At 39.4% G+C, this 26,070-nt stretch carries 26 protein-coding genes; 6 read left to right on the forward strand and 20 right to left on the reverse strand.

Annotated elements, in window-relative coordinates; all coding sequences use genetic code 11:
• Positions 1-148: 148 nt before the first annotated feature.
• The 5 genes from LXL81_RS23220 to pdxA form a co-directional block, all read right to left on the reverse strand.
• Complete coding sequence (locus LXL81_RS23220) at positions 149-1,330, reverse strand: SAM-dependent methyltransferase (protein WP_234649355.1); 1,182 nt, start codon at positions 1,328-1,330, stop codon at positions 149-151.
• A gap of 72 nt (positions 1,331-1,402) precedes the next feature.
• Positions 1,403-3,184, reverse strand: coding sequence for a tetratricopeptide repeat protein (locus tag LXL81_RS23225; RefSeq protein WP_234649357.1), 1,782 nt, complete (start codon positions 3,182-3,184; stop codon positions 1,403-1,405).
• A gap of 184 nt (positions 3,185-3,368) precedes the next feature.
• Complete coding sequence (locus LXL81_RS23230; RefSeq protein ID WP_234649359.1) at positions 3,369-3,995, reverse strand: DNA-3-methyladenine glycosylase; 627 nt, start codon at positions 3,993-3,995, stop codon at positions 3,369-3,371.
• Positions 3,996-4,883, reverse strand: a complete 888-nt coding sequence (locus LXL81_RS23235) for a YicC/YloC family endoribonuclease (protein ID WP_234649361.1) — start codon at positions 4,881-4,883, stop codon at positions 3,996-3,998. It lies immediately after the preceding gene.
• A gap of 69 nt (positions 4,884-4,952) precedes the next feature.
• Positions 4,953-6,056, reverse strand: a complete 1,104-nt coding sequence (gene pdxA / locus LXL81_RS23240; RefSeq protein ID WP_234649363.1) for a 4-hydroxythreonine-4-phosphate dehydrogenase PdxA — start codon at positions 6,054-6,056, stop codon at positions 4,953-4,955.
• A gap of 204 nt (positions 6,057-6,260) precedes the next feature.
• Here pdxA and LXL81_RS23245 point away from each other — a divergent pair, with 204 nt between their 5' ends.
• Entirely contained in the window at positions 6,261-7,196 is a 936-nt protein-coding gene (locus LXL81_RS23245; protein ID WP_234649366.1) for an NAD(P)-dependent oxidoreductase, read from the forward strand.
• Here LXL81_RS23245 and LXL81_RS23250 read toward each other — a convergent pair.
• The 7 genes from LXL81_RS23250 to LXL81_RS23280 all read right to left on the reverse strand — a co-directional run bounded on the left by LXL81_RS23250 (position 7,193) and on the right by LXL81_RS23280 (position 11,513).
• Positions 7,193-7,693 (reverse strand): DUF421 domain-containing protein, encoded by a 501-nt coding sequence (locus tag LXL81_RS23250; RefSeq protein ID WP_234649368.1) that lies wholly within the window; start codon positions 7,691-7,693, stop codon positions 7,193-7,195. The genes LXL81_RS23245 and LXL81_RS23250 overlap by 4 nt on opposite strands.
• Positions 7,694-7,817: 124 nt before the next feature.
• Positions 7,818-8,384 (reverse strand): 50S ribosomal protein L25/general stress protein Ctc, encoded by a 567-nt coding sequence (locus tag LXL81_RS23255; protein ID WP_234649370.1) that lies wholly within the window; start codon positions 8,382-8,384, stop codon positions 7,818-7,820.
• Positions 8,385-8,417: 33 nt separating this feature from the next.
• On the reverse strand, positions 8,418-9,362 hold the full coding sequence (locus LXL81_RS23260) for a ribose-phosphate pyrophosphokinase (RefSeq protein WP_234649372.1): 945 nt from the start codon (positions 9,360-9,362) through the stop codon (positions 8,418-8,420).
• A 38-nt stretch (positions 9,363-9,400) separates the two neighbouring features.
• Entirely contained in the window at positions 9,401-9,976 is a 576-nt protein-coding gene (locus tag LXL81_RS23265) for a phosphatase PAP2 family protein (RefSeq protein ID WP_234649374.1), read from the reverse strand.
• The gene (gene trpS, locus LXL81_RS23270) at positions 9,973-10,950 is read right to left on the reverse strand and encodes a tryptophan--tRNA ligase (protein ID WP_234649375.1); all 978 of its coding nucleotides are present in this window, start codon (positions 10,948-10,950) and stop codon (positions 9,973-9,975) included. Before trpS ends, LXL81_RS23265 begins: the two co-directional genes overlap by 4 nt.
• Before the next feature lie 51 nt (positions 10,951-11,001).
• Positions 11,002-11,289 (reverse strand): type II toxin-antitoxin system RelE/ParE family toxin, encoded by a 288-nt coding sequence (locus LXL81_RS23275; RefSeq protein WP_234649377.1) that lies wholly within the window; start codon positions 11,287-11,289, stop codon positions 11,002-11,004.
• Entirely contained in the window at positions 11,286-11,513 is a 228-nt protein-coding gene (locus LXL81_RS23280) for a hypothetical protein (protein WP_234649380.1), read from the reverse strand. Before LXL81_RS23280 ends, LXL81_RS23275 begins: the two co-directional genes overlap by 4 nt.
• A 155-nt stretch (positions 11,514-11,668) precedes the next feature.
• Here LXL81_RS23280 and LXL81_RS23285 point away from each other — a divergent pair, with 155 nt between their 5' ends.
• The 5 genes from LXL81_RS23285 (at position 11,669) to LXL81_RS23305 (ending at position 17,203) form a co-directional block, all read left to right on the forward strand.
• Positions 11,669-12,358, forward strand: coding sequence for a DUF2461 domain-containing protein (locus LXL81_RS23285; protein WP_234649382.1), 690 nt, complete (start codon positions 11,669-11,671; stop codon positions 12,356-12,358).
• Between the two features lie 49 nt (positions 12,359-12,407).
• On the forward strand, positions 12,408-16,061 hold the full coding sequence (gene dnaE / locus LXL81_RS23290) for a DNA polymerase III subunit alpha (protein WP_234649384.1): 3,654 nt from the start codon (positions 12,408-12,410) through the stop codon (positions 16,059-16,061).
• Positions 16,062-16,148: 87 nt separating this feature from the next.
• On the forward strand, positions 16,149-16,481 hold the full coding sequence (gene trxA / locus LXL81_RS23295; protein WP_090338216.1) for a thioredoxin: 333 nt from the start codon (positions 16,149-16,151) through the stop codon (positions 16,479-16,481).
• 137 nt (positions 16,482-16,618) lie between these two features.
• Positions 16,619-16,897 carry a type II toxin-antitoxin system RelE/ParE family toxin gene (locus LXL81_RS23300; protein WP_234649386.1) on the forward strand — a complete coding sequence of 93 codons (279 nt, stop codon included), beginning with the start codon at positions 16,619-16,621 and terminating at the stop codon, positions 16,895-16,897.
• A 12-nt stretch (positions 16,898-16,909) separates the two neighbouring features.
• The gene (locus LXL81_RS23305) at positions 16,910-17,203 is read left to right on the forward strand and encodes a HigA family addiction module antitoxin (RefSeq protein ID WP_234649388.1); all 294 of its coding nucleotides are present in this window, start codon (positions 16,910-16,912) and stop codon (positions 17,201-17,203) included.
• A 9-nt stretch (positions 17,204-17,212) separates the two neighbouring features.
• On the opposite strand, the gene LXL81_RS23310 is transcribed toward LXL81_RS23305, so the two are convergent.
• The 8 genes from LXL81_RS23310 to LXL81_RS23345 all read right to left on the reverse strand — a co-directional run bounded on the left by LXL81_RS23310 (position 17,213) and on the right by LXL81_RS23345 (position 25,804).
• The gene (locus tag LXL81_RS23310; RefSeq protein WP_234649390.1) at positions 17,213-18,103 is read right to left on the reverse strand and encodes a serine hydrolase; all 891 of its coding nucleotides are present in this window, start codon (positions 18,101-18,103) and stop codon (positions 17,213-17,215) included.
• Positions 18,104-18,106: 3 nt separating this feature from the next.
• Entirely contained in the window at positions 18,107-18,982 is an 876-nt protein-coding gene (locus tag LXL81_RS23315) for an aldose 1-epimerase family protein (RefSeq protein ID WP_234649392.1), read from the reverse strand.
• Positions 18,983-19,037: 55 nt separating this feature from the next.
• Positions 19,038-20,249, reverse strand: a complete 1,212-nt coding sequence (locus LXL81_RS23320; protein ID WP_234649394.1) for an aspartate aminotransferase family protein — start codon at positions 20,247-20,249, stop codon at positions 19,038-19,040.
• An 83-nt stretch (positions 20,250-20,332) separates the two neighbouring features.
• The gene (locus LXL81_RS23325) at positions 20,333-21,526 is read right to left on the reverse strand and encodes a hypothetical protein (RefSeq protein WP_234649396.1); all 1,194 of its coding nucleotides are present in this window, start codon (positions 21,524-21,526) and stop codon (positions 20,333-20,335) included.
• 39 nt (positions 21,527-21,565) lie between these two features.
• Positions 21,566-22,420 (reverse strand): type 1 glutamine amidotransferase, encoded by an 855-nt coding sequence (locus LXL81_RS23330; protein WP_234649398.1) that lies wholly within the window; start codon positions 22,418-22,420, stop codon positions 21,566-21,568.
• A 165-nt stretch (positions 22,421-22,585) separates the two neighbouring features.
• Positions 22,586-23,686, reverse strand: a complete 1,101-nt coding sequence (locus tag LXL81_RS23335) for a carboxylate-amine ligase (protein WP_234649399.1) — start codon at positions 23,684-23,686, stop codon at positions 22,586-22,588.
• 33 nt (positions 23,687-23,719) lie between these two features.
• Positions 23,720-24,997: a glutathione synthase gene (locus LXL81_RS23340; RefSeq protein WP_234649401.1), complete on the reverse strand. Its 1,278-nt coding sequence runs from the start codon at positions 24,995-24,997 to the stop codon at positions 23,720-23,722.
• A 99-nt stretch (positions 24,998-25,096) separates the two neighbouring features.
• Positions 25,097-25,804, reverse strand: a complete 708-nt coding sequence (locus LXL81_RS23345; protein ID WP_234649402.1) for an esterase family protein — start codon at positions 25,802-25,804, stop codon at positions 25,097-25,099.
• Positions 25,805-26,070: the final 266 nt, after the last annotated feature.

The following is a 26,070-nucleotide window of genomic DNA, read 5'->3' on the forward strand; positions in this document are numbered from 1 at the left end:
ATATACACAGCATGTTTAGGAAACGGTCTTTTTTGACCTTTTTTGTGACTGCGAAAAGAAAATCAGGCTGATTTATAAATTCGTTGGAATCACAATCAGACTAGAAATATGTTTTTGTAAATTATTAATATAATTCCCATGCCATGGATCATATTCCCAACATTCTTTCCAGGTGGTGATATTCAATACCAAAATAAGATTTGGCATCTTTTATTTTTTTTAGCAATTCGGTTTTGTCCGGATTTGATTTATGGTTTTTGATCCCCACAATCATAACGTTCTTTGGCGTGTGGGCGTCTGAAATGAACTCAAAAACTTTTGTTTTATAACCAAAGTATTCCAAAATCATTGCTCTTATCCCGTCTGTTACCATCTCAGCCTGCCGTTCAAGAAAGATCCCGTATCTGGTTAAAAAGTCAACGTCATTGGTGGCTTTGTGTTTCTCAATTTCCCTTCGGATTTGTTTGTGACAGCATGGTGCCACTACAATTAATTCTGCATCTGCCTTGATGCCTTTGTAAATGGCATCGTCTGTCGCGGTGTCACAGGCATGAAGTGCGATCAGGATATCCATTTCATTGCCGGCATATTCTTCAATGGTACCTTCTACAAAATTCAGATTTTCGAAAGAAGCATTTACGGCAATATTATTACAAAGTGCAACCATGTCTGCCCGGAATTCTACCCCGGTAATCTCCGGTTGAAGATTAAGCACATTTTGCAGATAATCATATAGCGCAAAGGTCAGGTAACCCTTTCCTGATCCCATATCGACCACTTTTATGGAACCTTCGGTAGGGATTTCCTTAATGAGTGAGCTTAGAATCTCGACATAATGATTGATCTGTTTATATTTATCCTGCGCATTTTTGAACACATTACCTTCCTGATCCGTAATTTTCAAATCAGTCAGGTAGGATTTATTTTGTGCCGGGATCAGCCGTTTTTTATTTTTATCGTGATCAAGGGAAGCAGTGCTTTTGGAAGAAGGTTTATTCTTTAAAGTAACTTTACCCGTTTGTAGAATTTCAAATTGAAGATCTGAATCAGTAGAAAAAAGTGTAGATATCCGAAATCCTTCATTAAGAAATTTTTCTATGTGGATGATTGCTTCATCTTTCGAAAAGTTTTTAACAATATCGCGTGTTTTGTAGCGATAGGTAAAACTCAGCTTTTCTTCTTTTTTGATCAAAATCCTTTTGACATATAGATTTTTCAGATTTTCTTCCTGGCCTTTATAATTGCCCAGAGAAAGGCTTATGAAAGTTTGATCGGTGATGGCCTGCGAGACTGCTTGTATAAACTCCTTAACCTTTTCAGAAATAATCATTAGACATATTTTATTTTCTCAAAATAAACTAACAAAGCGAACGCTAATACAGTTTACTATATGAGAATAAGTTTACTTGGGGATTTCAATGCCAATATTGGTTCCGGGAATTGCTTCATTGGAAATCATGATCTTCCCATTAAGACTTTGCACTCGGTTTTTCACATTTCCCAGACCAACACCGTGCGAAGAATTATTTTTTATCCCGTTTCCATTGTCGCTTATCGAAAGATGAATCGTACGAACGGATTCTTTTAATGAAATTTCGGCTTTGTCGGCCTTGGAGTGTTTCAGGATATTGTTGGTCAGTTCCAGCAGGATACTATATAATTCAAATTCAACCTTTTTGTCCAGTCGTTTATCAAGACCTTCAACGTCAAATTTAAATTGAATAGAATTATTTTCATTCAGTTTCCCAACCAGGCGTTGTAAAGCCATAACAAGCCCATGTTCTTCAAGCTCAACCGGCATTAAATTATGTGACAAACTTCTCACTTCCCGGTATGCGGCGCCAACCATTTGATGGACGCTCTGATAAATTTTTTGCTCCTCTTCGGACAAAAGTTTTTTATCCATGCCATATAAATACCAGTTTAACGATGCGAGTGTACCGCCCAGATGGTCGTGAAGCTCTGCGGCAACGCGTTTTCTTTCAATTGTTTGTCCCTGAATCAGCGCTTCTTTTATGGCAGCATTTTTTCGCCGCAACTTTTTGTTGTTAAACCAGAGGAAGGCAGAAAATGCGACGATCAATACCAGGAAACCTATCAAAACACTTTGTATCGTATTTTGTTCCTGAATTATTTTCCGCTGGATTTCTGAATCCATTTGCTGATTTTCATAAATCAGCTTGTACATGTTATATTCCCTGGCAACGCGCTCAATGTGTCTTGTCCGGCGAATGTAATCGACCTGTTCGAGGTAGTAGAGTGATTGTTTACTATTGCCCATGTCCTTATATGCCTTGTATAGACATATAAGCGCCCAGTTCGTCTGACGTGAGGAATGATAAAGCTTGCTAAGTTTCAAGGCTTCAAGTTCCGTTTCGATCGCTTCGTTATACCTTTTTTGTGAATAATAGACATTGCCTAAATCATTCAGCGCATTGAGTATACCAAACCGGTTATTCAGTTTCTGAAATATTACCAGAGCCTGTGTTACGTATTTTTGAGCCTTTTCAAGTTCATTTTTGCGAACATAAAGATAGCCTCGATTTTGAAGAACAGATGCCATTCCCCATTCTGAGCCTGCCTTTTCAAATGATGTATATGCCTGATCATAGTAACGTAGTGCTTCGGGATATTCTAGTTTTTCTCTGTAAAAATTGCCGATGTTTTCCAGGGTAACGGCTTGGGCACTGTCAAGTTTCAGGGTTTTATAGATTTTAAAGGCACTTTGAAAATTGGCAAGTGCTGCATCAAATTGTTTATATTCTGCACCAGTTTCGCCTAAAAACCTTTTAGCATTTGCCGTGTAGAGAGAAAGATTCTCTTTTTGAGAGAGAATCAGTATTTCATTGGCTATTTCCCTTAAAATGTCATAACTGCCATCGATAATATAGTAAGTACATAAAAGGTCATAGGCCATGATTTTCCCTTTTGACCATTGATGTTTTTGTGAGAGGCGCAGAATTTGTTGAGCGTATAGTACGGCTTTGTCTGCATCGACATGCAAATTCTGGACGGCAAGTTTCCGGTATTTGTATATCAATACGGTGTCCTTCGGAAAGTCTGCTGCATATTTTAATTGTGCCGAACGCTCACTTGACCCTGATGTCTGGGCAATAGAAGAAATCCCTTCAAAAGGATTTGCGTATACCAGTAAAACTAAAATCAGTGAGTAAATTCTAGCCATAAATAATCAGGCAAGTATGGCAAGGCGCGTGATAAACCAAATATTATTTTTAAGAGAAGATGGATAACGCTGAGAATTATAAACGAAGTCCAAATATAGAAAATCATCTAATAAAAAGTCACTTTGTAGGCGTTTCTTTTATTAGATTGTAGTATAAATTTTAATTATGTAGCTAATGGTTTACCTATTTACTTACAAACGGGTTGTTTTTTATTGCGTAGCGATATAGGAAATCTGCACCCTGAGTAATTCCGATTCTCTTGGAAATTTCTATTTCAAACGAGGTGTTCGAAACAGGTTGCGCGATGTATAATGAACTGTCAACGAAAGACTTTCCGTTATGAACGGACCTGTCTATGCCCATCGCCTGAACAAGTTTTCCAGGTCCGCGACAAAGTTCTTTTATTGAAATTTGTTTTGTTGAAATAGCTGCTACTTTTTTTCGGGACAATTCCCGTCTCATTTCCATCAGTTCAATTCCCTGTGTTGGCTGGAGCGCGCGGATCAAAACTGCCTCACCGCAATCAATTTTACTACTTACCACATTGACGCACTGATACATCCCATAAATAAGATAAACATAAATGGTTCCCGGAGCAGCGTACATTGGCTCGGTCCGTGGCGTTCTTTTCTGATAAGCGTGACAAGCCGGGTCGTCCTGTAAATAGGCTTCTGTTTCGACAATAATCCCGCTGGTTACACCATCGGGACTATTGTGAATGAGTTCGCAGCCAAGTAATTTCTGGGCCAGCGTTCTGGTATCATAAGCTTCATAAAAGGATAACGGCAAACGATTTTCGCCAGGTATCATTTATATGATATTCATGGTTTGTTCTTTAATTTTTTCCAGTTCGTCCTTCATTTGGACCACAAAACGCTGAATTCCATAGTCATTTGCCTTGGAACCGATCGTATTGATTTCACGTCCGATTTCCTGAGCAATAAAGTTCAGCTTTTTGCCATTGCTTTCTGGTGATTGCAGCGTTTCGTTGAAATATAATAAGTGATTTGCCAGTCGAATTTTTTCTTCTGAAATATCAAATTTTTCTATGTAATAGATCAATTCTTGTTCAAAGCGGTTTGGATCAAAGTTTTCATCAGACAATAAATCACGAACTTGTTTTTCCAGACGTTCGCGAACGGCTGGAATCCGTAATTTATCCTGTTCTTTTACTTCTTCTAACAAAGAGGAAATGGTGCCGATGTAATCTGCAAATTTATCAGCGGTCATTTTTCCTTCCTGCTCACGAAAAACGGTACATTTCTTTAAAGCTTCATGAACCGCTTCTTTAATTAACGACCAGTCATTGTCGCGGTTTGTTTCACTGACAGATTCCGTGTTGTAGGCATTGGGCATTTGAAGTGCCATACGAAGCAAATCAGTCGATTCACCAGAAAAACCAAGGTCGTTCGCCGTTTCTGTTAAATCGTTGAAATAAGCTTTCACCAACGGACGGTTCACCGCAGTAGTCGCTATGGCCTTTCCGATCGGCTGGACCGTCAGGGTTACTTCAACCTTTCCCCGTTCCAGGGATTGCGTAACGAGATTACGGATCTCAATTTCACGTTCAGAATAATTTCTTGGAACGCGGCAGTATATGTCCAGGAATTTGGAATTAAGCGTTTTAATTTCAACAGTTACGTTGATCGATTCGGATTCGATGTTTGCTACACCGTAGCCGGTCATGGATCTTAACATGTAGGGGTCTTTAATTAGATTGAATGTTGAATGATGAAAGGAGCCGAGAAACCTGGCCGTTTTATTCCATCAGTTTTGTCTTTGTTTTCCTGATTTTGCCGGATGCTGGCTTTCAGATTGCTGTGGTTTTGTGATCAGCGCATTTTTGTCAATATCCTGACTGAATGTTCTGTATTTTGCCACATCGCATGCCAGATAAATCGCCTGTAACAATGAGCCTGGTTCCGCCTGATTTTTTCCTGCAATATTGTAAGCAGTTCCATGATCCGGAGAAGTTCTTACGGCTGATAATCCGGCTGTGAAATTTACGCCTTCGTTAAATGCCAAAGTTTTGAATGGTATCAATCCCTGATCATGATACATTGCCAGCACGGCGTCATATTGTTTGTATGTTTCGGCGGCAAAAAAACCATCTGCCGGGAAGGGGCCGACAACCAAATTCCCTTTTTCGCGAAAACTTTTCAGCACCGGAATAATGGTATCAATCTCTTCACTACCCAATAAACCATTTTCGCCTGCATGAGGATTTAATCCCAAAACGGCCAGTTTCGGTTTTTTTATACCAAAATCATTTTTCAACGAAAAGAGCATCTGCTCAATTTTGGCAGTCAGTTTCTCTGTGGTGATCCAAGAAGCAACGTCTTTAACAGGTATGTGACCCGACAGAACACCTACACGAAGATCACCTGAAACCATAAACATTAAGGCTTCCTGAACCTCGAAAGATTCCGCGAGAAATTCGGTATGTCCGGGAAATTTAAATTCCGCGCTTTGAATATTGTCTTTGTTGATTGGACCTGTCACCACGGCGTGTAATTTTCCGGCCTTAAGATCTTCAACCGCCCGTTTCAATGAGGATAAAGAGCCTTGTCCGGCTTCCGGGGTAACTTTGCCTGGTTGAATTTCTGTCTGATGGTCGTGCCAGCAGGTAATTACATTGGTTAGTTTTGGATTTGCCTGCTCAGGTTTTTGAATGCCATGCAAAGTCCAGTCTTTCATTTCAAAAAGATTGCGATATTGATTCAGTACGCGTAAAGAACCGTATATAACCGGTGTGCATAATTTTGCTAACTGATTTCCTTCCAATGCTTTAAGGATCACTTCCGGGCCAATCCCGTTGTAATCACCTAACGTAATCCCTATTATTGGTTTATCACTTGGTAGTTCACTCATTTATTTGATATTGTATTGATTGTTATTTCTGTTTTGTTGAAATTACTTTGCAAGGTACTGATATTAATAATTTTGTATTCATAATGAAGAATTTTAAACTCAGAACTTCCCATTGAATGTGCATTTATATCGTCCCTTGTACGTATTTCTGATTACTTTTGTAAAACTAATCAATTGGCAAGTTACAAAAATTCCCGTGCTCCTATGAAAATCCTGATAGCAGACTCCATGCATCCGTCACTTTTTACCATGTTGGAAGCCGAAGGTTGGGAATATGCCTATCATCCCGAATACAAAAGGGAGGATATTATCCGTGAATTACCAGCATTTGAAGGATTATTTATCCGCAGTAAAACTTTTGTTGATCTTGAAGTGATGGAGCAGGCAAAAAAACTCCGGTTTATAGCCCGTGCAGGAGCAGGTCTTGATTTGATTGATCTTGATGTAGCCAAGGAAAAAGGCATTGAAGTTTTTCATGCCGGGGAGGGAAACCGGGATGCCGTTGCTGAACATATGCTGGGAATGCTCCTGGGTTTGCTGGCCAATATTGTAAAAGCGGATAAGGAAGTTCACAACGGAATTTGGGATAGGGAAGGAAACAGGGGAGTAGAGCTGATGAATAAAACCGTTGGTCTTATTGGTTATGGAAATAACGGCGGAGCCACAGCAAAACGTTTGAGTGGTTTTGGCTGTAAGGTTTTAGCCTATGACAAGTACCGCGATAATTATGGTGACGCTTTTGCGACGGAAGCTTCACTTGAAGAAATTACACAGGAAGCTGATATATTGAGTTTACATGTTCCGCTTACCGATGAAACAAAATATCTGGTCGATCAAGATTTCATTGACAGTTTTTCCAAACCCTTCTATCTGATGAATTTGTCGAGAGGTAAAGTTGCTAACCTGACGGGCGTTGTTGAAGGGTTGAAATCGGGAAAAATAATCGGGGCTTGTCTGGATGTTCTGGAAAATGAAAAATTAAAAACGCTTACTGATGATCAGCAAGCAGTTTTTGATTATCTGATTAATTCTAATCGCGTGGTATTGACACCTCATATAGGCGGCTGGACACACGAAAGTTACGTGAGGATCAATGAAGTATTACTTCGACAGATCAAAGAATGGCTGGTAGAAGCCTAGGATTTTTCCTTCATAATTACACTGATATTACCTGTTGCTTCAAGGTAACAGGTCTTCACTTTTGTAAAGTCATCAACATCTTTTTCACGCAAGAGAGCGGTCAATTCCTCTTCATCGATCAATTCCTTTTCCATATTTTTATGTAAAAGTCTGCCGTTGCGGATTAGAAGTACCGGGTCCGGCTTCGCAAATTTTCCAAAAATAACTTTGTTATAACCCATCCAGTCGATTGCAAAATCCCAGAAGAGCAATGTCAGGATCAGTGCTGCACCTTCCACCACAGAATTATAGGTTCCAGCCATTGCATTTTGAGCGGCATCAGAAATCATCGTAATCAGCAGCAGATCGCTGATACTTAACTGGCCTGTGCCTCGGCGAAATAAACGCATGCAGAGATAAATAACCCAGTAAGTGAGGGTTCCTCTCAAAAATATTTCCAGCAGCGACAAGCTGGGGACAAACATGGCTTGCCAGTCTACATTGAAAAGTTTATCCATAAAAATGGTCAGGGTGTTTCAGAATCGGATGTAAGGTAATAAAAAACAAAAAACCTGTATAACAAATATGCCGACCAAAGGTCGGCACGTTTGCATCTATTAGCCATGAAAAATAAAATACTTATTATTTACCCAAAGTACCGCGAAGTGCACGTGGGATTTCAACTGAGGCAATCGGATTGCTAACTGACGTCAGGATTACAAATCCTTCTGGTTTGATAGCACCAACTTTAACAGATTTTCCAAGATCAAGTTCAGTTACATCAACTTCAACATAATCAGGGATACTGTCTGCCAAACCTTGTACACGCAATTTACGCAATTTTTGGTTCATTTTACCACCTTTCATTACACCAGAAGATGCACCTGTCAATTTCACGGGTACGTCAACTTTAATTTCCTTGCCATCAATGATCTGAAGGAAATCGGCGTGTAACAACATATCGTTTACAGGGTGGAATTGTTTTTCCTGTAAAATGGCATTATATAGAGTTCCCTCGATATTCAAGGTCACGTTAAATACATCCGGGGTGAAAAGCAATGTGCGGAACAACATAGCAGGTGCATAGAAATGCACTTGTTCGGTACCACCATACAGCACAGATGGAACATAACCCTGAGCACGTAACTCCTGAGCTTCCACCTTGCCGAGATTCGCTCTTTTAAACCCTACAATCTCATGCGTTTTCATAAGAATAATAATTAAAGTTAAAAAAAATAAAATTTACTGATAATTTATAAACAATGAACTAATAGATTCGTGATCTCTGATACGCCCGATTGCTTTTGCGAACAACTCCGCAACTGACAATACGCGTATTTTGTTATTCTGTTGCTTAAGAGGAATAGTATCTGTAACAATTAATTCCTCCAAAACAGAATTTGCAATATTTTCATGTGCCTTACCGGACATAATCGGGTGAGTACTAATGGCTCTGACAGAATTTGCGCCTTTTGCCATAATAATTTCGGCTGCCTTGCATAAAGTACCGCCGGTATCAATCAAGTCGTCCACAAGCACCACGTCCATTCCCTCAACTTCACCGATAACCTGCATACTGGCAATTTCGTTGGCTCTTTTTCTGTGTTTATCACACAGAATCATATCAACGTTCATAAACTTGGCAAAATTCCTTGCTCTTGCTGCTCCACCCATATCCGGTGATGCGATCAGCAGGTTTTTAAGCCCAAGTGATTTGATATATGGAACGAAAATCGACGTGCCTTCCAGGTGATCAACGGGTAGATCAAAGAATCCCTGGATCTGCCCTGCATGAAGATCAACTGTCATCAAACGATCTACGCCAACAGCTGTCAATAAATTGGCAACCACTTTTGCGGCTATCGCTACACGAGGTTTGTCTTTTCTGTCCTGACGTGCATATCCAAAATAAGGAATTACCACAGTGACATAATGTGCGGAAGCCCTGCGCGCTGCATCGACCATCAAAAGCAGTTCGAGCAAATTGTCCGCCGGCGGAAAAGTCGACTGAATCAAAAACACGTCACATCCGCGAATCGATTCTTCGAAGCTTGGAGATAATTCACCATCGCTAAATTTGCGAAGTGTGTAACCTCCTAATTCCTTGCCGTAGTACCTCGCAATGTCTTTTGCCAAATACTCCGACTGACTTCCTGAAAATATTTTTACTGTGTTAAAAGAGCCCATGGCCAAACTAAAATTTGCGCAAAATTAATAAAAATCAATCAATTAGGATAGTATTTCTTAAAAAATATTAAATAAAGTTGAATACATATCCAGCCAACGATGAGGCCAACCAGTGCTCCGACGAAAATATCGACCGGATAATGGACACCAACATATACCCGGCTATATGAATAAAAAGCCGCCCAGGCAAACAACCAACCCACATGATGTAGCTTGTCTTTTGTAAGTTGAAACCATACAATGGCCAGAGAAAAGCTTGTTGCAGCATGTGCGGAAGCAAATCCGTATAACCCGCCACACGCTCCGACATTATGTACGAGACCGGCTAATAGTGGATCATGACATGGGCGGAAACGTTCAAAGTAAGGTTTCATCACACCAGAAACAACCTTATCTGACAAAATTACCGCCGCCAGCACCGTTGCAATTATAGCAATGGCCTTCTTTTGTTTTGTTTTAATTGTAAAAACGAGAAGAACCAGATACAATGGAATCCAGGTGAACTTGTAAGTTACCCAATACATAATAGCGTCCAGCCAGGGCACATGCTTACTATTCAACCATAAAAACAACTGCTGGTCTCCGTGAATAATGCTGTCAATGGCCGCTGTCATGCACCAAAACCGAGGACACGGCGGACTTTGGTGATTGTTTCCCTTGCAATTATCCTGGCTTTTTCTTCACCGGTTTTCAGGATATTTTCCAGCTCGTCATTGTTTTCCATATAATAATTATAGAGACGGCGAGGTTCAGCATATTTTTCAAGTATAATTTCAAAAAGTGCCTGTTTTGCATGGCCGTATCCATAACCTCCATTCAAATAATTCTGGCGCATGGTTTCGGTTTCAGCTGTTGAGGCAAGCAAAGAATAGATTTTGAAAGTAATATCAGCATCAGGATCTTTTGGCTCTTCCAGCGGTGTTGAATCTGAAACGATCTTTTTGATAATTCCTTTCAACTCCTTTTCAGGTAGAAAAATGTTGATGTAGTTATTATAAGATTTACTCATTTTCTGACCATCCAATCCTGGAATGGTCATCATTCTCTCATCAATCAAAGGTTCAGGTAAAACCAGGATATCCTCTCCGGCAAGATTGTTAAACCGGGACGCGATATCTTTTGCCATTTCCAGATGCTGCTTTTGATCTTTCCCAACCGGAATGATATTGGCATTGTAAAGCAAAATATCTGCGGCCATTAAAACGGGATAGGTAAATAAGCCGGCATTTACGTCAGCCAGCTTTTCAGATTTATCCTTAAATGACGTTGCATTTGCGAGCATGGGAAACGGAGTGAAGCAGCTCAGATACCACGAAAGCTCTGTATGCTCCTGGACACGGGACTGTCTCCAGAATACATTTTTATCTGTATCAAACCCAAAAGCCAGCCAGGTAGAGGCAATTGAGCGCACATATAACTCGCGCTCAGTACCGTTTTTCAGTGTTGTCAGCGAATGAAGGTCCGCTATAAAGAGGAAAGATTCGTTTTGTGGATTTTTGGATAACTCAATAGCAGGCTGGATTGCACCTAAAAGATTTCCCAAATGTGGTAGTCCGCTACTTTGTATCCCGGTAAGAATTCTGGCCATTTAATTAGTTAACTGGTTGACTTATATCAAATTTTGTTGTAGACATTGTATTTACAAACGTGGTTTTCGGCGATTATCCCAGAAATAAAGCAGTATGACTACATCGTTTTCAATCTGATAAAACAGCGTGCAACGCTTGTTTACGAAACCTTTTCGAACAGAAGAATTTGAAGCGGAAGCCTCAAAAATATACGGAAAGCTGGCAATTTCGAGTATCGTTTTATTAACGCTTCTTACAAATTTTTGAGCTTGTTTTTCCGATCTGTGTTCCTCTATATAGTGTGTAATTTGACCAAAGCTTTCTTGTGCTTCTGTGGTCCAGCGGATGGAAAAAGTCATAGATACTTTTTGTATTTCTCCATGACCTCATCGTTGGATTTAGTTTCTCCGGCTAAAAATTGCTTTTGAGCCTTATGTATACCATCCTTAACATGTTCCGGTAAATCTCCCCAGAAATCAGGTGATTCAGCGTTAAGTTGCTGTTTGATCTTGTTCCAATATTCTATTGGTATCACTGCAGCTGTTTTTTCACCCTTTTCATTTGACAAAAATTGAACGTTCATAATTTTCAGTTGATTATGAGTTTTAAAGAAACATCGTCCTTTGGAATTGTAAAATTCGTTAAATTGATCCAGAAAAACGTGGTAAATTTGATATTTGTAAATTGTCTAAGGTTTACAAAACATGAAAAACAGATTATTATCTCAGTAGATATTTTATGCTTCAATCATCAACACTGAAATTTTTGGCCGATTTAGTTCAAAATAACAACAGAGAATGGTTTCTTGAAAACAGAAAACGATATGACGATGCCAAAGCAGATCTTGAAAAACTGGTTGGAACGTTAATTAAAGAAGTTGGCAAATTTCATGATCTGGGAAATTTGCAGGTCAAAGATTGTATTTTCAGAATTAACAGGGATGTTCGGTTTTCTAAAAATAAAGATCCTTATAAAAGTAATTTAAGTGCCGGAATTGGGCCTGGTGGGAGAGGTTCCGGCCGGATTGATTATTATTTGCACATTCAGCCCGATGGTCAGTCTTTTCTTGGCGGGGGAATGTGGGATGCAACGGCGGAACAATTGGCAAAATATCGGCAGGAGGTTGATTACAATGCAGAAGCGTTAAAGAAAATAATTTACGACGAAACCTTTCGAGAATTTTTTCCCGACATTTCAGGTGAATCTTTAAAAACCGCCCCGAAAGGTTATCCAAAAGATCATCCGGAAATTGATCTTTTGCGGAGAAAGCAACTTTTCTTTATTCATCGTTTTACAGATAAAGATGTGACTTCAAAGGGTTTCGCAGATTCAATTTTAAAAGGAATGAAATTGCTGAAACCTTATACTGATTTTATGAATTATATACTGTATGATGCCAATCAGGATGCAGAGGATATTCAGTTGTAATGATTGAATTTGTGAATGATTGAATTGAGCGAATATTCAAATAAAAAATATGCAATTTTCCCACTTACACTGCCATACCCAGTTTTCACTTCTTGATGGTGCTGCTGATATCAAAAAGCTTTTCAAAAAAGCCAAAGAAGATAATATGCCCGCCGTTGCTATAACCGATCATGGAAACATGTTTGGTGTTTTTGAGTTTGTGGCTGAGGGCAATAAACAGGGTATTAAACCGATTGTTGGCTGTGAATTTTATGTGGTTGAAGATCGTCATATTCGTCAGTTTACAAAAGAAAAAAAGGACGTCCGCCATCACCAGCTGCTTTTGGCAAAAGATGAAATCGGGTATAAAAATCTTGTAAAAATGTGCTCCCTCGGTTTTATTGAGGGAATGTATGGCAAATATCCCCGTATTGATAAAGAGTTGATTGTCAAGTATCATAAAGGACTTATTGCAACAACTTGCTGTATTGGGGCGATTATTCCTAAAACAATTATCAGAAAGGGAGAGGCCGAAGCAGAAAAGGAATTTAAATGGTGGCTGGATCTTTTCGGTGACGATTTTTATGTTGAATTACAGCGACACGAAATCCGTGATCAATACATAGTTAACGAAGTTCTTATTCGTTTTGCAAGAAAATATAATGTTAAAATCATTGCTTCCAACGACTCCCATTACGTGGATCAGGAAGACTGGAATGCGCATGATATTTTGCTTTGTATCAATACCGGAGATAAGCAAAGTACGCCTTCTGCAAAGGATTTTGATGATGACAAAGGTATTCCGAAAGGTTCACGTTTTGCATTTTTCAACGATCAGTTTTATTTCAAAAATACTAGTGAAATGATGAAATTGTTTAACGACTTACCCGAGTCGATAGACAATACCAATGAGATCGTTGACAAAATAAAAACGCTGAATCTCAACAAAGATATCCTGCTGCCAAACTTCCCGATTCCGGAAGAATTCAAAACACACAGGTTATCTGAAATGGTGGGGACGAAGGAACTTACCGCTGATGTTTTAAATCAGTGGGAATTTTTAAAACACCTTTCTTTTGAAGGAGCAAAGTTTAAATACGGTACCATTACGCCTGAAATCGAAGAGCGCCTGAATTTCGAGCTGAACGTAATCCGTAATATGGGTTTTCCTGGGTACTTCCTAATCGTAGCTGACTTCATTGATGCAGGGCGGAAAATGGGTGTATTTATTGGACCCGGCCGGGGTTCTGCCGCTGGTTCGGTGGTTGCTTATTGTACCGGTATTACCAACATTGACCCGATTAAATACGATTTGCTTTTTGAGCGTTTCCTTAATCCTGACCGTATTTCACTTCCCGATATTGATACGGATTTCGATGATGAAGGCCGGCAGAAAGTGATTGATTACGTGGTTAAAAAATATGGTTATAACCAGGTTGCACAAATTGTAACTTATGGCACGATGGCAGCAAAATCAGCGATTAAGGATGTAGCCCGTGTAATGGATCTGCCATTGCAGGATGCTAACATGCTCGCGAAACTCGTCCCTGATAAACCTGCTTATAACATGACATTGGCGCGAATATTTTCTGCGCCACTGGAAGGTGAAGGAAGTCTGACAAAGAAAGAAGGAATTGCCCCGGAAGAACTGGATAATGTGAAGAAAATGCGGGCAATTATTTCAGGAAATGATCTTCAGGCCAGTGTTTTACAGGAAGCAAGAAGATTGGAGGGAACAGTAAGGAACACGGGTATTCACGCGGCTGGAATTATTATTGCGCCAAGTGATCTGACCGAAATTATTCCTGTTAGTACTTCCAAAGATTCTGATTTCCTTATTACACAATATCAGGGAAAAATTATTGAAGATGCGGGAGTTATTAAAATGGACTTCCTGGGTCTTCGAAATCTAACCATTATCAAAGAAGCACTTCGCCTGATCAAACGTAATCATAGTATATCAATCGTTATTGACGACATTCCACTGGATGATCCGAAAGTGTTTGAGCTTTTCCAAAGAGGTGAAACCAACGCCATTTTCCAGTTTGAATCAGACGGTATGAAAAAGCACATGCGTGATCTTATTCCCGATCGGTTTGAGCACCTTATCGCGATGAACGCTTTATACCGTCCGGGACCGATTGCTTACATACCAAACTTTATCCGCCGGAAAAACGGGCATGAAGAAATTACCTATGATTTACCTGAACTGGAAGAATATCTTGCGGACACTTATGGGATCACGGTTTATCAGGAACAGGTAATGCTTTTGTCTCAGAAGTTGGGCGGATTTACCAAAGGCCAGGCGGATACGCTGCGTAAGGCCATGGGAAAAAAACAGATTGAAACCCTGAACAAAATGAAAGGGTATTTCATGAAAGGTGGGGAAGAAAAAGGACTGGATTTAAAGAAACTAGAAAAAATCTGGACCGACTGGGAGGCTTTTGCATCTTATGCCTTCAACAAATCACACTCAACCTGTTATGCTTTTGTCGCTTATCAAACCGCCTATCTGAAAGCGCATTTTACCGCCGAATATCTTTCAGCAGTACTGACCAGTTCGCTTGGTAATATTGAAAAAATTACATTTTTCATGGAAGAATGTAAGAGCCAGGGGATAACGGTTTTAGGTCCTGATATCAATGAATCTGATCGTCAGTTTAACGCAACCAGCAGAGGTGAAATCCGGTTTGGACTGGCTGGTGTGAAAGGAAGTGGTGATGCTGCGGTGGAATCTATCATTGAGGAACGTGATACAAACGGGCAGTTCAAGGATATTTTTGATTTTATAACGAGGGTTAATTTAAGGACTGTCAACAAAAAAACGCTGGAAAGTTTGGCTTATGCCGGAGGTTTCGACTGTTTTGAAGATTACCATCGCGCCCAGTATTTTACCTCCGAGCCAGGTGGTGATGTCGGTACTTTTATAGAACGTCTGATTCGATATGCAAATAATTACCATGCGGAAAAGGCATCTGCACAATCGTCTCTGTTTGGGGCGTTTGGTGGTAATGAGGCACTTATGGTGAAGCCCAAACCTGCTGATGTTCAGCCTTGGGACGATCTTGCCAAATTGCGTTATGAACAGGAAGTTGTGGGTTTCTACATTTCAGGCCACCCGCTGGATACGTTCCGCCTTGAACTTGATAATTTCTGCAACGGCACACTTGATGAGCTTTTGACAATCCACGAAGGAGAGCGTGCTCCAAGAAATTTTGGTAAAGAAATCAGCGTCGGCGGTATTGTAACAAGTGTTATGGAACGGATGTCAAAAAATGGAAATCCATTTATCATCTTTAAATTGGAAGATTACAGGGGTTCCATAGAAATGCTTCTGGGTGGCGAAGATTGTGTGAAATTTAAAAATTATCTTGAAGTGGGGCGCTTTTTGTATATCAAAGGAAAAATACAAAATCGCTGGAAGCAGGAAGATCAGTTTGAATTCAAAATCTCCTCGATTCAATTGCTGACCGAAATCCGTGACAAGATGTGTAAGAAGATAAGAGTTAACCTAACGTTGGATCAGATTGATGCGCAATTTATCATGTTATTAAATGATACATTCAATAATAATCAGGGGTCATGTCCGGTCAATGTAACTGTAAAAGACCCTGATTCTCAATTAGAAGTTGAGATGGTTTCTCGTGGTTATCGTGTATCTCCAACAAACGAATTATTTAAAACCTTGGAAGGTTCTTTGGGTGTTAAGTTTTTTCTTAATTAGAACGGAAATTCAAGAATTCCGGAACTTTTATACCACTAATTTCATTATTATCTCAACTAATTAATATCAAACTAGACACTTATTGACATGGGAAAAGCACTTGAAATTACCGATAGCACCTTTGAAGAATTGATACAGGGCGATCAGCCTGTACTTGTTGATTTCTGGGCAGAGTGGTGCGGTCCTTGTAAAATGATCGGACCAGTTGTTGAACAATTGGCAGGTGAATATGAAGGAAAAGCTGTTATTGGTAAAATGGATGTTGACATGAATTCAGCGATTCCCGCTAAATTCGGTATCCGCAGTATCCCTACTTTAATGATCTTCAAAAATGGTCAGTTGGTAGATAAAGTTGTAGGTGTTGTACCTAAAACTACTTTGGAAGATAAATTGAATGCGCAGATCGTAGCGACTGTTTAAATTTAACAGTTTTGAGATTATATAAAAAAGGCTCCGTGAGGAGCCTTTTTTATATTTAGTAGTCGTAATTGGAATAATATTTATCTTTCAAATCTAAGTTGTTATATGTAATATTACATATAACACACGCTAAGACATTGATAAGAAATTTTCTCCATAAAGGATTACAGCAATATTATGAAGATGGAAATGGATCAAAATTACCATCTCAATATTTGAGAAAAATCAATCGTTTATTTGATGAACTGGATGCTGTTGACTCCATAGATGATATTAAAAAAATGGGCTCAGGTGTCCATAAGCTATCCGGAAAAATGTCCGACTTCTGGTCGGTTACAATTACGCCTAACTATCGTATGATTTTTAGGTTTGAAGAGCATGATGTTTGCGACGTAGACTTCCTTGACTACCATTAAAAGAATTCACTTATGCTAAAACGAAATTTGCCTCCGGTACATCCGGGCGAAATTTTAAGAGAAGAATTTATTAAAGAACGCAATTTGACAATTACAGAAGTTGCTCTGGGCTTGGGAATTACCAGAACCAGCTTGTCAGCCGTTTGTAATGAACGCGTTGGTATCAGCTCAGAATTAGCGGTAAAGTTATCTGAGGCATTTGGAAATACGCCTCAATTCTGGGTTAATCTTCAAAAAAACTATGAGTTATGGAATGCAGAACAGAAGGTAAACCGTTCTGGAATCACACATTTTACAATTGTATAGGGATAGCTTTCATTTCAAATTCAAATAAATCATCTCAGAAATCCCGGCCAGCATTTTGCGGTTTGCTGCTTCATTTTCCCAGTCTCTCGACAAAATTACAAGAACATATTTTCTTCCATCCGGCAGAAAAACAATCCCGCTGTCATGCTGGATATTTGGAAGTCCGCCGGTTTTATGGGCAACTTTTACATCTTTTGGAAGATTTCCAGGAATAACGTCATTAAATTTTTGATCCAGTAAAATTTTGATCATAGCGTCACAGGCCTTTTGATTAATAATTTTACCAAGCGCCATTTTTTCAAAAAGTAACCGCAGATCGCAAGCATTTGTTGTGTTGTTCATACCTTTTTGAAAAGCTTTTGCATCTTCAACACCCCGAAGGATAAGAATATCTTTCGCTCCTAAATCCCGCATGGTTTGCGTTACATTTTTTGCTCCAACGAGATCAATCACCATATTCGTAGCGAAATTACTGCTGACAATAATCATCTCGTAAACCAGGTCTTTAATCGCTCGTTTTTCGCCGATGTGTCTGTAAAGAATATGGTCACTGTCCTGAATAGAATCCTGACTGTACAGACTTCCATCCACAATGCTTTTAAATTCATTTTTGATCGTTATCGAATCCGTCAGCTTGAATTTCCCCTGAGAAGCCTGTTTGAAAACCTCGATCATAACCGGCATTTTCATCGTACTTGCCGCATGAAAAGTCTCATGTTCGTTAATTGATAATGTTTCGCCAGTGGTAAGATCTTTAAAAGCAACTGCGTAGGAGCCTTTATGTTTTTTCAATTCATCCGAAATTTTCAGCTTTAAATCTTCCATTTTTAATTTTGACTGCCCGAAAACAGCAAGATTTGACAGGCAAAATAATACGATGGTAAAGCATACTTTTTTCATAAACTATTCCTTGATTTCGATTGAGTAAGATGCGTTGAAAATTTCTTTGGCAACAAGTTTTAATATTCCTTCTTTGGTTTCAAAATTATGATCACTGTCGGCATTGTCAGCTATGCCAAGCCAGGGTTCGATACAAACAAACTTTGCATTTGGTTTTGCCCAGACTCCCAAATATGGAAAACCTGAATAGTTCACATGAACGGATTGAGAAGATTTTTTACTTTTCAGACTCACGCTTGTCGAATCCAGATTTTTAAAAATCAGGGCATCATTGTCAAACATATCCGGGGTCAGTGGAAGTATGTTGGAATTCTCAATGACCGGTTTTGTTGTTTTTCCAACCAGTCCATCTTTTTCTAGAAGCCACGTTGGTGCACTTTCAGTTTTTTCGAATTCAAGGTAATAATCTTCATATTCCTCACCATCATTAACAGGACATTTAAAAGCAGGATGTCCGCCAAGCGAAAAAAACATGGTTGAATTTCCAAGGTTTGTAATCTTATGGCTAACCGTAATTTTATTCCCGTCAAGTGAAAAAGTGATTAAAAACTCAAATTCATAAGGATAAATCTGCAAAGTTTTTTCGCTGAATTTCAAACCATATGTAAGGCTGTTTTCGGTTTGCTCAACAAGTTTAACATTCGGGTTATTCCGGATGAAACCATGACGTGGTACTTTGTATTGCTGTCCTTTGATCAGAACATAACCATCCTTGATCGCCCCGATTACAGGGAAAAGTACAGGTGCATAACTACCCCAAACGTCGGGATTGGCATCCCACATGTATTCCTTTCCTGTGATTTTGGAATGGATTTCGCAAAGTTCGGCACCCAGTTCACTTACGCCTATTTTAAGAATATCGTTTTCTATCGTAGCCATAATCTAATTTATAGTTTATTGATCAGTAAAATAAATTTAAATGGGAATGTCTAATTTATTGTTCCAATACTTCCATAATTACAGAACAACCTTCCCGGATTTGTTCTTCGGTAATGATCAGGGGAGGAGCAAGGCGCATGGAATTATCACAAAAAAGAAACCAGTCCGTTATAACACCTTTTGCTATACAGCTGTCAATGGTTTTTTTCAAAACGTCAAAAGAATCCATTTCCGCTGCCAACATCAATCCTTGTCCTCTGACTTCTCTGATTTTGGGATGGATCAGCAACGACTTAAAAAGTGCTCCTTTTTCAACTGATTTTTCAGCCAGATTATCTCTCAAAGTAATTTGAAGAGCAGCCAGTGAAGCGGCTGAACTTACAGGATGACCGCCAAAGGTTGTGATATGTCCTAAAACCGGATTTTTTTTGAACACGCTCATAACTTCCCGGGAAGCCATGAAAGCACCAATCGGCATACCGCCACCCATACCTTTTGCACTTAAAAGCACATCAGGATAAATGCCATATTGTTCAAATGCCCAAAACGAACCGGTTCTTCCAAAACCTGTCTGGACTTCATCAAGAATTAATAACGCACCTACCTCAGTGCATCTCTTGCGCAACGCTTTTATATAATCCAGGGTCGGGACCCGTACACCTGATTCTCCTCCGATTATCTCAATGATGACAGCGGCCGTTTTGGATGTAATAAATTCTAAGTCTTCGATTTTACCATGTTCAATATTTCTGATTCCGGGTAACAAGGGGCGGAAATTTCTCTTGAAAGATTCTGCCCCGGAAAGACTCAATGCGCCCTGGGTAGCACCGTGATAGGCGTTGTAACAGGAAATTAATTCTGTCCGGCTTGTGTAGCGTTTGGCAAGTTTCATTGCACCTTCCACCGCTTCGGTTCCTGAATTGGTAAAATATACATTATCAATCTTACCAAAAGGAGAGGGAATTTCTGAATTAAAGTTTAAAGTATCAGTCAGGGCTTTTGCGAGCTGGACTTGCGTGCTTTGTACCAATTCACCGTAAACCAGCAAGTGCATATGTTTATCAAGCTGCTCATGCAAAGCTGCTAAAACCTGCGGATGCCTGTGACCAACATTACTTACGCCAATGCCTGAAATAAGGTCCAGATAACGTTTTCCATCAGTTCCGTACATGTATACTCCTTCCGCCTTTTCAATTTCAAGTGCTAGCGGGAAGTCGGAAGTTTGTGCAATGTGATCAAAAAAATGTTGACGGTGCGAAATGTGCATTTAATACTTATTATACTTTTTAATTTTATTATACTAATTCAAAATATTAAACAGCTTATATTTTCGTTAAAATCATCAGACTTCTATTTCTCAAAAAAACAAGCAGTTCCACCAACCCAGGTGAAGTCCTTATTGAATCGGACTCCAATCATTTCACCACGACTTAACCTGCTTAAACTGGTTAATAACTGCGGTTTTTCTTCATGATCAGGCCAGCCATACATCATCCTTATTTCGCATTTTACAAGTCCATCCGGTGCTTGCACTACCGGCTCATACACTACTTTTTTCTGCAAAATATAGTTTTCAGGATCTGGTATCGCATTTAAAATTTCCTCGTTTACGTGAAGTTGAACACCAGTACCAGCAAATGAGAAAAGCGGTTTTAAAACATAATTTTCCAGATCTGACGGAAATGTATTGTTGTAGTCAGAGACAAATTTCGTTTCCGGGATATATTCTCCGGTCAAAAAAGGCAGGGTGAATTTACTGATTCTGAAAAACCAGTTTGGGTGACCAACCCAATCCACATCGACATCGTCGGTGAAATGGTAACTTGTTTCCAGATCCGGATAATTTTGTAGATCATCAAAAATCAGGCGGTTATAAATTCTCTTAACCTGGATTTTACGGCCGTCGATTTCATAGTAAAGATTGCGTCCATCTTTAATTAATCTGGTATAACAAACCGCTTTTACGCCAAGCAATTTTTCAGTCAATGCAAAATCAACTCTGGTCTTTTGCTTTTCCGGAAATATTTCGAGCAGAATAACATTTTCAGGATTTTCGTCTCCTAAAATCAACTTTTTTAAATCCTCAACATATCCTTCTAAATTTTCAGAGCTAAAAGAATATTGAAAATTCTCAGGGACCGGAAAATAATTTTTAAAAGTTTCAGACAAGTATCCCTGATAAGCATAAAGCGAAGCAAATCCCTGTAACTCTATCAATTTCGGTACCAAGTCACCATTTTTATCCTTACAAACAGCAAAGTCGATAGCGAGAAAAGAGGTATGTCCGTTTTCATTCGGAACATTTTGCCCCGCCGGAATAGCACGATCAGTTTTGGCTTTGAAATCATCTGAAACTATGGTTTGAATAATTTCGTCACAAGCTTCAATCAATTTATTTTTTAAATCTTTCGGAACAAAAACGGGTGTTTCAGCCACACGAAAATCAAGCTCATCAGGATAATCTATCTGGATTTTATTGATAAGTTGCTGGTACTTTTCCTCAGAAAATGATTGATTATACTGCTTCCTTGCTTCCTGATGCATATTATTCCTGATTTACTTTGTTGATGAATGCCTGAATGATTAAATAGCAGCTGCGATGTTTTCTACCTCCTGAATTTTATCAAAAGCTATTTTTAAAAAAGCTGGAATGATTGTAGCCTCCGTCATTCTGATCTTGTCAGGATCGTTCAAATGCTCGATCATGTCGTTGTATTTTGCCTCGCCGTAATTTTCTGTTATACTTTTTTTCTTATCTTCTCTTAAAAAATATCTCAGCATTCCTTCTGAATCTGCTTCCGGATGGAATTGTGTCCCAACAATTTCTTTGGAAAAACGGATGGCCATAATGGCACGTTCCAACGGCACATGAGGACGAATTTTTTCAAGACAAATGATCTTTGCACCCATATTGTCAATCGCCTGCTGGTCTGGCTGGATGACCTGAAAATCTCTTGAATCTACAATCCAGAAAGGATCATTCAGCGGATTTAATAGTGGATCTTTTCTCCCCCAGGAAGTTTTATGAACCGGAAATGTTCCAAATGAAGTTTTTCTTCTTTTGCCGACCGTACCAATTTGCCAATGTATACTGGCCATTTGGAAAGAATGACAAATTAAAAAAAGATGTTTTTTTGTACGGTTATGCCGACTTGCATTGAAGGCATTAATTTGATCCAGAAAACGAAAAAACTTGCGCTCCCAGGCCTCGCCAGACGGAGCCGGATTTCCCGGACCGCCTGTGGAAATATAGGCATCAAAGTCCATCCCGGGCACTTCCAGTTTCTGACGAACGTCAAAAATCTCATAAGTCAGGTTCAATAATTCCTTCTCACCAAAACCTGTAATTATTTTTTTTATACAACGCATGCCTTCATTTTCAAAGCCGTTGTACATATCCAGAATAGCAATTCTGAACTGTCTTTTGTTGTTGTTCATTTTCGATTGGGCCCAAACCTGATAAATAATTTTGGTACTCCGTTTTGTTATTGTCTCTATTTCAAAACGTAAATTTCCTCATTTGATTCAACAAAAAGAAGAATTCCCTTAGTAAGCACTAAAAAGAATTCTTCTTTAAACAGTTAATAATAAGAACCGGAATGTTTAATATATTCCGATTTTTGTTTCCGAAACTATATAATCAACAACGGCTTTCATGTCATTTGTTTGTTCAAAAACAGCCAGTTGCCGGTCTGCACCCGTACCCATTTCAAGGATCTGATGAATGTATTCAATCTCTTTTCTACTGCCAAGCTCATCGATTACGTCGTCAATAAATTCCAGTAATTCTACGACCAGCAATTTATATTCAACTTCCTCCTGTTTTCCAAAATCGATCAGTTTTCCACTGATTCCATAACGGGCTGCTCGCCATTTATTTTCGTTGATCAGCATACGGTGGTAAGGCCGGAAACTTAAATTCTGACGATGCAGTTTATGAATTTTTGCCACAAGTGCCTGCATAATAGCAGCCAGACATATGGTTTCATCCGTGCGCATCGGCACATCACACATCCGGAATTCTATCGTGTTGAAAAATGGATGGAGCCTGATATCCCACCAGATTTTCTTGCCATTATCAATACATTTGGTCTTTACGAGTAAGTTTATGTATTCGTCATATTCAGCTGCGCTGGAAAAATAATCGGGTATACCGGTTCTTGGGAATTTATCAAAAACTTTGGAACGGTAAGATTTAAATCCCGTATTACGCCCGCACCAGAATGGAGAATTTGTGGATAAGGCATAGATATGCGGAAGGAAGTAGCGCACCGCGTTCATGATCTCAATTCCCTCATTCCGGTTTTCTATACCTACATGCACATGCAAACCAAAAATAAGATTTCCTCTGGCCACATCACGCATCTCGTCTATAATTTCATCATAACGTGGATCTGCTGTGATCAACTGCTCGACCCAGTCTGCAAATGGATGCGTGCCCGCAGCGCCAACCTGCAGGTTTTGTTTGGCTGCCAGATCAAGAATCATTTTACGGAGATAAGTAACCTCTTCTCTTGCTTCCTGAATATTGTGGCAAATATTGGTACCTACCTCCACCACTGCCTGGTGCATTTCAGCTTTAACCCGCTCCTGCAACGTTATCTTCCCATCTTCCACAAGTTTAGACATGTGGGAGCGCAGATTTCTGGTATCAGGGTCAATGGTTTGAAATTCTTCTTCAATTCCGAGTGTGAAAGTCGCCATGATTGATTGCTGGGGTTAAAAGTATATTGGCTGCTATTTCTTTTTTGTCGCCTTACCAGTTGCTTTTTTAGGAGCTTCCGGTTTTTCTGCTTTTGGAGCTTCTGATTTTTTTGGAGCTGCCTTGGCTACCGGTTTGGCATCGGCTTTTTCTTTCACCTCCGGTTTTTCTGGAGCCTGCTTTGGCTCAGCTTTTCTTTTTGGAATTTCTTCAAAAGCGACCGGAACCGGTGCTTTTTCCTTCGTAGCTGGTGCCGGAGTTTCAGAGGTTTCGTTTTTTGAAACTTTTTCCTTTTTCAGTTTGACCGATTTTGAAACTTCAACTTCACCTTCCTGCGCAGCTGGTGCAGGAGCTTGCAAGGCAAAACCAACAGAGTCTTTTACGAATGTTCCCCAGGTGAGGTTCGTTTGTCCTGGTTTATGATTTTTAGCACGTTCTATGGCCATATTGGCAGCAGCCTCTACAACCCATTCAAAATTGTCATTACCAACTGAATATATATCTGCGTCCGGCGCAGGATTACAGAAATCGATAGCAATCGGAATTCCGTCACGCACAGCGAATTCCACCGTATTGAAATCATAACCCAAAGCAACATTCAGCTTCAGGGTATATTCTTTGATAGTCGCTAAAAGTTTTTCTGCTTCTTCTCCCTGAGCTTTTATTTCAGAAGCATAACGAAGGTGATGCGGATTTCTTGGTTCGTAGGGCATGATCAGCACATCTTTCTGGCCGATGCAATAACAACGGAAATAATCATCAAACTGAATTTCTTCCTGCAACATCATGATCAGCTGGCCTGTTTCCTCATGTTTTCTCCACATATCATGCGGATCATTTACCTGATAAACGCTTTTCCAGCCACCGCCATCGTGAGGTTTCATATATGCGGGAAATCCTATGTATTTAAACATTTCTTCCCAGGCCAGCGGAAATTTAAGATTTCGGAATGATGTTTCCGACGTATCCGTAGGTCTTTCTTTGGATGGGATCAATACCGTTTTTGGAACCGGAACTCCAATTTTTTCGGCCAGAGCGTTGTTAAAAAATTTTTCATCCGCACTCCACCAAAATGGATTATTTATTACGGCTGTTCCACTTAAAGCTGCATTTTTAAGATAAGCCCTGTAAAATGGAACGTCCTGGGAAATTCTGTCAATAATAACTGCATATTCAGTTGGGTCGGCTTGTACAACTTTTTCTATTGTTACAGCTTCTGCTATTATACCTTTTTCACCTTTGCTGTTTACGCGATCAATAAATGCCTGAGGAAAGGTATTTTCCATTCCAAAGAGTATTCCAATTTTTTTCATAATAATTTTTGTTAATGCGTTTAATATTAAAGTTGGTATTTACGGCGGTTTTTAATGTTTTTTTCAAATACCAAAATGGTGCCAATTATCTCGGCCGGTTTACATAATTCTGCTCAAATAATCGGGAAACATTTGGTTCCAGAGCGGCCAGTCGTGTTTTTCCCAACCCCGGATATCGAGCCAATGATCAATTCCTTTTGAACTCAGTATGTTCGACATTTTGATATTGCTGTTTAAACAAATATCCCAATCGGAAGTGCCCAGCACAATTTTCATGTGATTGAAACGCCAGCTTTGTTCATTAGGCATAAAATCAATAGGGTTGCTGAAATAGACATTATCATCATAAAAGCCGTCCATGAAATTCCGTATGTCGAAAGCGCCGCTCATGCTGACCAGATATGCTACCAGATCCGGGTGGCGGAACGCGAAATTTGCAGAGTGAAAACCACCAAAACTACATCCTGCCACTCCAATTTTTTCTACATGACATTCATTGCGAATATAAGGTACCAATTCATTTGCAAGAAATTTATCGTACTGAATATGATTCAAAACCCGGCTTTCGGGATTTAAGTGTTTGGCGTACCAGGAATCAGCATCCACCGAATCTATACAATAAATTTTATATTTCCCCGAATCAACAAGCCCTCTTACAGATTCCATTAAACCCATATCTTTTGCCTGGTAGTATCTTCCTAGCGTTGTGGGAAATACAAGAATTGGATAACCCCAGCTGCCATAAACCAGCATATCAATATCGCGGCCAAGGTGGTGCGAATAATATTTTATATGTTTTTCTTCCAATTTAGATCGATTTTTAAAGTAGATGTTGAAATATACAAAACATATAATTAGTGGCAAATAAATGAAAATTGCGAATAAACAATGACTGATCCTTTCAAAAGATAAAATTATTTAAATGCCACAACTGGTTAAAGCTGATAAAAGTGATATAAATTAAATATAGAAATTACTAATCGCTTACTGTGGAGCAAGAAACTTTTCATATGCTTTTAAAAATAAATTTAACAACGTATTTTGTAACCAAATAAAACTTGAAGTTTAAGTCA

The organism is Dyadobacter sp. CY356 (genome assembly GCF_021440195.1).
Lineage (GTDB): Bacteria > Bacteroidota > Bacteroidia > Cytophagales > Spirosomataceae > Dyadobacter.

Bases quoted from the DNA above. Each gene is read 5' to 3' on its own strand.
- LXL81_RS23280 (WP_234649380.1), bottom strand. From the start codon at position 11,513: ATGAACGTTCAATTTTTGTCAAATGAAAAGGGTGAAAAAACAGCTGCA.
- LXL81_RS23220 (WP_234649355.1), bottom strand. From the start codon at position 1,330: ATGATTATTTCTGAAAAGGTTAAGGAGTTTATACAAGCAGTCTCGCAG.
- pdxA (WP_234649363.1), bottom strand. From the start codon at position 6,056: ATGAGTGAACTACCAAGTGATAAACCAATAATAGGGATTACGTTAGGT.
- LXL81_RS23265 (WP_234649374.1), bottom strand. From the start codon at position 9,976: ATGACAGCGGCCATTGACAGCATTATTCACGGAGACCAGCAGTTGTTT.
- LXL81_RS23305 (WP_234649388.1), top strand. From the start codon at position 16,910: ATGCTAAAACGAAATTTGCCTCCGGTACATCCGGGCGAAATTTTAAGA.
- trxA (WP_090338216.1), top strand. From the start codon at position 16,149: ATGGGAAAAGCACTTGAAATTACCGATAGCACCTTTGAAGAATTGATA.
- LXL81_RS23225 (WP_234649357.1), bottom strand. From the start codon at position 3,184: ATGGCTAGAATTTACTCACTGATTTTAGTTTTACTGGTATACGCAAAT.
- LXL81_RS23230 (WP_234649359.1), bottom strand. From the start codon at position 3,995: ATGATACCTGGCGAAAATCGTTTGCCGTTATCCTTTTATGAAGCTTAT.
- LXL81_RS23335 (WP_234649399.1), bottom strand. From the start codon at position 23,686: ATGGCGACTTTCACACTCGGAATTGAAGAAGAATTTCAAACCATTGAC.
- LXL81_RS23330 (WP_234649398.1), bottom strand. From the start codon at position 22,420: ATGAACAACAACAAAAGACAGTTCAGAATTGCTATTCTGGATATGTAC.
- LXL81_RS23275 (WP_234649377.1), bottom strand. From the start codon at position 11,289: ATGACTTTTTCCATCCGCTGGACCACAGAAGCACAAGAAAGCTTTGGT.
- LXL81_RS23285 (WP_234649382.1), top strand. From the start codon at position 11,669: ATGCTTCAATCATCAACACTGAAATTTTTGGCCGATTTAGTTCAAAAT.
- LXL81_RS23315 (WP_234649392.1), bottom strand. From the start codon at position 18,982: ATGGCTACGATAGAAAACGATATTCTTAAAATAGGCGTAAGTGAACTG.
- LXL81_RS23260 (WP_234649372.1), bottom strand. From the start codon at position 9,362: ATGGGCTCTTTTAACACAGTAAAAATATTTTCAGGAAGTCAGTCGGAG.
- LXL81_RS23255 (WP_234649370.1), bottom strand. From the start codon at position 8,384: ATGAAAACGCATGAGATTGTAGGGTTTAAAAGAGCGAATCTCGGCAAG.
- LXL81_RS23245 (WP_234649366.1), top strand. From the start codon at position 6,261: ATGAAAATCCTGATAGCAGACTCCATGCATCCGTCACTTTTTACCATG.
- LXL81_RS23250 (WP_234649368.1), bottom strand. From the start codon at position 7,693: ATGGATAAACTTTTCAATGTAGACTGGCAAGCCATGTTTGTCCCCAGC.
- trpS (WP_234649375.1), bottom strand. From the start codon at position 10,950: ATGGCCAGAATTCTTACCGGGATACAAAGTAGCGGACTACCACATTTG.
- dnaE (WP_234649384.1), top strand. From the start codon at position 12,408: ATGCAATTTTCCCACTTACACTGCCATACCCAGTTTTCACTTCTTGAT.
- LXL81_RS23310 (WP_234649390.1), bottom strand. From the start codon at position 18,103: ATGAAAAAAGTATGCTTTACCATCGTATTATTTTGCCTGTCAAATCTT.
- LXL81_RS23340 (WP_234649401.1), bottom strand. From the start codon at position 24,997: ATGAAAAAAATTGGAATACTCTTTGGAATGGAAAATACCTTTCCTCAG.
- LXL81_RS23235 (WP_234649361.1), bottom strand. From the start codon at position 4,883: ATGTTAAGATCCATGACCGGCTACGGTGTAGCAAACATCGAATCCGAA.
- LXL81_RS23320 (WP_234649394.1), bottom strand. From the start codon at position 20,249: ATGCACATTTCGCACCGTCAACATTTTTTTGATCACATTGCACAAACT.
- LXL81_RS23325 (WP_234649396.1), bottom strand. From the start codon at position 21,526: ATGCATCAGGAAGCAAGGAAGCAGTATAATCAATCATTTTCTGAGGAA.